Origin of the sequence: Mesorhizobium delmotii (genome assembly GCF_900149755.1) — a bacterium.
In the GTDB taxonomy this organism is placed as follows: domain Bacteria; phylum Pseudomonadota; class Alphaproteobacteria; order Rhizobiales; family Rhizobiaceae; genus Mesorhizobium; species Mesorhizobium delmotii.
In genome coordinates, this window is the sequence record NZ_FUIG01000050.1 from 1 (window position 1) to 3909 (window position 3909).

Genomic DNA, 3909 nt, shown 5'->3' on the forward strand with positions numbered 1-3909 from the left:
GGCCTTTGACCCCATCACTGTCTGTACAGGGTCAGGAGCTACGTCAAATCCTCACTATGGATCGTTCCGTTCATCTCCCTCCTGATCTACGCGGTAGCAATACGTCTAATCTTCGCGATCGAGGGTTGGACCGTATGGCGGCCTTTCCTCAGTTCGTGGGGCTGGCGACCGTTGGGAACACAAAACGTTCTCGAAACGATCGTCACAATGATGCTGACGTTCATAGTGTTCACCTTTGGCTCGCTTCTCGTGGCCGTTCAGATCGCCGGAGGACAAATGACGCCGCGGATCATGGCGGCCACGCTTCTGCGCGACAACGCGATCCGATTTTCAGTTGGCGCTCGATCAGCTTCAGCGTCTGCTGAGCATGGTCGGCCAGCGGCATCTTCACCGTGAGGAGATGCTGGACAAATCGGAAATGTGAGGCACCCGAAGGTGCTTAATCCCCTCCACGAAGAAGACAGAACAACAATGCCGCGAGATCATCGCCACTTGGGTCAAGAACGGCATGCTTCTCAAGGAGCCGTATTTTGGCCCACTCGAAAGGACCGAGAAGGGCTCCACGTCGATAACATGAAACGACCGGGAAAGGTCACCTGAAGAGCCCTCTGGACCTGCGCCATTGGCTAGTTGTAATGGCGCGCCAATGGCGCAAACCGGGGTGCGCCATTGATGAAGGTGCCCTAAGAGAAATTCAATGGCGCATTGAGGTGCGCCTTTTGTATTTCCTAATGGCGCACCAATGGCGCAAACAGGAAGAGGCCCCTGTGGCGGAAAGGCCAATCCCGCGCTATCCTCCCGCTATGCCGATCCTCAAGAACAACCGCCGCGAAAATTTCTGTCATGGTGTGGCCAAAGGCCAGAGCGCCACGCAGGCCTATCGCGAGGCGGGTTATAGCGGACACGGTCATGTCGGCGAGGCCGGCGCTTCGTCCTTGGTCGGTCAACATGCCGTGCCCGCGCCGATTGTCGCCGAACCGATAGACCACGTAGGTGATGGCTGGCGGTCTGGGCGCGCCGAGGGCTAACACTCTATTTGGCGGCGCGAAGTTGGAAACTGGTCACGCCGGCTGCAACGTTCAGGCCAGTCTGCACCTGGACACTGAGTGGCTGCAACGTATAGGTCCTGTTGGATCCTCCAACCAGAAGATTGGCACCGGCGCCTACAACGGCCGTTGCTTCGGCGCCGACGCCGCTGTAGTCGCCGGCCAGCACGCCGGGCGCATAGACGTTACCGGTTGGCGCAAGCACCCGCCACCGCAGCACTGCCCTCGGCGTCGGACCGACGTCCAGCCCCAACTTCCTAATGACCCCTATGTATGTTTCGGGTGCGACCTTCGGGTTGGCCGACGTGAAGGTGCAACTCAGAGCTTTTTTCGAGCCGATGATGAAGCGTGTGCCAGCTTCGACAACGCAGTCGAGCAGGCCGACCGCCGTGTTGGCCTTCTGAGCCGCGCTGGGCAAAATGGACGCGGCGATTGCGACAAGAGTGATGGCTGCGAGTCGTTTACGCATTATCGTTGCTCCTTGTGCGGTGGTCGAGACTTCCCTGGAGGCGTGTGCGTTACCTTTCAGAATACCAAAAGGAATTACCCGGCACTTTGTTCCGGAACCGGTTGGCCTGCGGCTATTGGGGCGGTCGGCGTCCCGCCCGGGTCATCACCGCACGCATCTCGCCCATTGGCGGCAGCCAGCTGATAGAGTTTTGACCTTAGAACGCCAGCGTGTGAGATCGTCGCCACCGGGACGGCCGGTCGCCGGCACCGCCCCGCCGGGGTTCGTCGGTGGCGGGTGTGGGGATCGATTGTGGGGCCCCTATCAGGCCCGCCGACCGACACCCTCGTTCAGGTTCGGGACCTCCTCATGGCCGGTCGCTCTCGCCCCAAACCCAAATTACTCTAAACGACCGAGTTCGACCCTTTTGCGGTCATTCAGTTGCGAGCGTTGCATGACGCGATCTGACCCTTTGCTGCCCTTCAAGCCTCCGTCTCGGAACGTCCTGATAGGGTCGAGACAGGACCTTCGTACCATCACTGGCAAAGGTCCACACATGGCGCTTCAATACCGTTGCAGTGGTGCGACGCTCCTGACGGGCCTACACACCCTAAGCCGGCACTCGCGGAATGATGACTGTCCATATGTCGACTTGAGGCGCCGTCAAGCGGGCAGGCCCGCGAGGCGCAGGCCACTCAGGATGAGAGGCAGTTTCCCTGAATCACGGAAGAGGACCCGCTCGAGGTCGGCGCTCAAATTCGGCACCAGATCGCGAAGGCGCTGGCCAACGCCTTTCGCCTCGTCGATCCGCCCGAGATGAGCAAGGGCACAAGCCAATGCCCGATAAGTCGGAGTGTAGTTTGGATTGCCGGCGAGCGCTCGCCGTCCCCATATGACAGCCTCCTCGAACTCTTCCCGGAAGAGGTGCGCAAAAGCAAGGCCGGATTCCACACGAAACAAGGTGCCCTCTCTCGGGCTCAGCCGGACGGACCGCTCGAAGTTATTTATCGCCTGCTCCGCCTGTCCGAGATAGCACCTGACCCACCCTGCATTCGCCAATGCGAAGGCGCTATTCGGGTTCAGGCTGATTGCGCGCTCGATCGCGCTGAGTCCTTCCTTGAGCTCGTTGCCGAGGAACGCCACGGCATAGCCGCCCATTGCCAGCGCCTCGGAATCATCAGGGCCCTTCGCGACTGCGGTTCGTCCCAGCTCGATGCCACGTTTCCTTTCAGTTTCAGCGTCTCCGCGCCAGATCTGTGCGAAGCGAAGCGTGTGGGCCCAGGCCGCGAGCCCCGCCGCAACGGCATAGTCGGGGTCGAGCCGAAGTGCGCGTTCGAGGTACGACAGTGCCTCCTCGTTGCGCTCGAGCGTCATCTCCCTCACCGCTTCGAGCGCACGCAGGAAAAGGTCGTACGCGTCGAGGTTCTCGGGACGCTTGATCTTCATCCGTGCAATCTCGGCGTCGAGCAGGCGAGGTGAGATCGCGCCGACAACGCTGGCAGTCACCTCGTCCTGGAGGTCGAAAACATCGTCCGCATCACCGTCATAGTGATCGGCCCACAGGTGCGCTCCGGTTGCGGCATCGAGCAACTGGCCTGTGATCCGGATGCGACCGCTCGCTCGTCGCACGCTCCCTTCAAGGACGTAGCGCACCCCGAGCTCCCGCCCGATCTGGCGGATATCGACCATCCTGTCTCGGTAAGTGAAGGTGGAATTTCGGGCGATCACGAAAAGGCGGGGTACGTGAGACAGCGCGGTGATGATGTCCTCGACCACCCCATCCGCAAAGTACCGGTCACCGCCCATGTTCGTAAACGGCAGCACGGCGATCGAGGGATTCTCGGGAAGTGGCAGCGACAGCGTATTCGTGTGCAGCGCGGGGTCGGTGGGCTGAGGTTTGTACGAATAGACTCTAACCGGCTCGGCGATGTTCTTGACCTGCTGCGGACCGAGATCCTGGAAGTCGAGCGGAAGCGTCTTGCGCACATGCGCGTAAGCCTCAGCAGAGAGGCATAGACCTCCCGGCTCGGCAAGGGCTTGGAGCCGCGCCGCAATGTTCACCCCGTCGCCGAACAGATCGCCGCCCCGGATCATCACGTCGCCGACGTGAATGCCGATCCGGAACTGGAGGCGGCTATCCTCGGGCGTGTTTGCGTTTGCCTCCCCAAGTTGCTGCTGTATGGCAGTACCGCACTGGACTGCGTCCACTGCGCTTGGAAACTCGGCTAGGACGCTATCACCGGCTGTGTTGGCGATCCGACCTCGGTGTCGCACGATGAGGCCGTCTACGATCTCGCGGTGAACCGTCAACAGGCGAAGGGTTTCGATCTCATCTTCGCCCATGAGGCGCGAATAGCCGGCTACGTCCGCCGCGAATATAGCAACAAGGCGGCGCTCAGGGCTTTTCTCCGGCCG

General features: G+C 60.9%; 4 protein-coding genes. 2 read left to right on the forward strand and 2 right to left on the reverse strand.

Annotated features, from left to right (window positions below):
- The first annotated feature begins 21 nt into the window (after positions 1-21).
- Positions 22-396, forward strand: coding sequence for a DUF2254 family protein (locus BQ8482_RS29900; protein WP_123150888.1), 375 nt, complete (start codon positions 22-24; stop codon positions 394-396).
- Positions 397-635: 239 nt separating this feature from the next.
- Positions 636-1028: a terminase small subunit gene (locus BQ8482_RS29905; protein WP_133254862.1), complete on the forward strand. Its 393-nt coding sequence runs from the start codon at positions 636-638 to the stop codon at positions 1026-1028.
- Positions 1029-1032: 4 nt separating this feature from the next.
- On the opposite strand, the gene BQ8482_RS29910 is transcribed toward BQ8482_RS29905, so the two are convergent.
- Entirely contained in the window at positions 1033-1515 is a 483-nt protein-coding gene (locus tag BQ8482_RS29910; RefSeq protein ID WP_123150890.1) for a DUF992 domain-containing protein, read from the reverse strand.
- Positions 1516-2157: 642 nt separating this feature from the next.
- On the reverse strand, positions 2158-3909 hold a 1752-nt coding region (locus BQ8482_RS29915; protein ID WP_133254863.1), incomplete at its 5' end, for an adenylate/guanylate cyclase domain-containing protein.

Excerpts from the sequence above, each read along its gene's own strand:
- BQ8482_RS29905 (WP_133254862.1), top strand. The coding sequence starts at position 636 with ATGGCGCGCCAATGGCGCAAACCGGGGTGCGCCATTGATGAAGGTGCC.
- BQ8482_RS29910 (WP_123150890.1), bottom strand. The coding sequence starts at position 1,515 with ATGCGTAAACGACTCGCAGCCATCACTCTTGTCGCAATCGCCGCGTCC.